At 63.7% G+C, this 650-nt stretch carries 1 protein-coding gene; it reads right to left on the reverse strand.

What is annotated here, in order from left to right:
- Window positions 1-650: GTP-binding protein (locus NCR34_RS12955; RefSeq protein ID WP_250500057.1), on the reverse strand; the 650-nt coding region annotated here is incomplete at both ends.

Here is a 650-nt window from a genome sequence, read left to right on the forward strand (position 1 = left end):
TCTTCCACCGGCATCAGGAAGGCGCCGTCAACTGCGCGCTCCGGCGTCGGGATGTACGTGTCCAGCGCGTCGGCCAGGTTCATGATCGCCACTTCGCCGAGTTCGCCCTTGTCGCCTTCCAGCGCGAGCTTGGCCGAACCCTTGATGATCGGCGTGTCGTCGCCCGGGAAGTCGTACTTCGAGAGCAGCTCGCGCACTTCCATTTCGACGAGCTCGAGCAGTTCGGCGTCGTCCACCATGTCGCACTTGTTCAGGAACACGATGATGTACGGCACGCCGACCTGACGGGCCAGCAGGATGTGCTCGCGCGTTTGCGGCATCGGGCCGTCAGCGGCCGAGCACACCAGGATCGCGCCGTCCATCTGCGCGGCGCCCGTGATCATGTTCTTCACGTAGTCGGCGTGGCCCGGGCAATCGACGTGTGCGTAGTGGCGGTTAGCCGTTTCGTACTCGACGTGCGCGGTGTTGATGGTAATGCCGCGTGCCTTTTCTTCCGGCGCCGCGTCGATCTGGTCGTACGCCTTGGCTTCGCCGCCGAACTTCTGCGTGAGCACCGTCGTGATCGCTGCCGTCAGCGTGGTCTTGCCGTGGTCAACGTGACCGATCGTGCCCACGTTCACGTGCGGCTTGGTCCGCTCGAATTTACCTTT

The organism is Caballeronia sp. GAWG1-5s-s (genome assembly GCF_023631445.1).
Classification (GTDB): domain Bacteria; phylum Pseudomonadota; class Gammaproteobacteria; order Burkholderiales; family Burkholderiaceae; genus Caballeronia.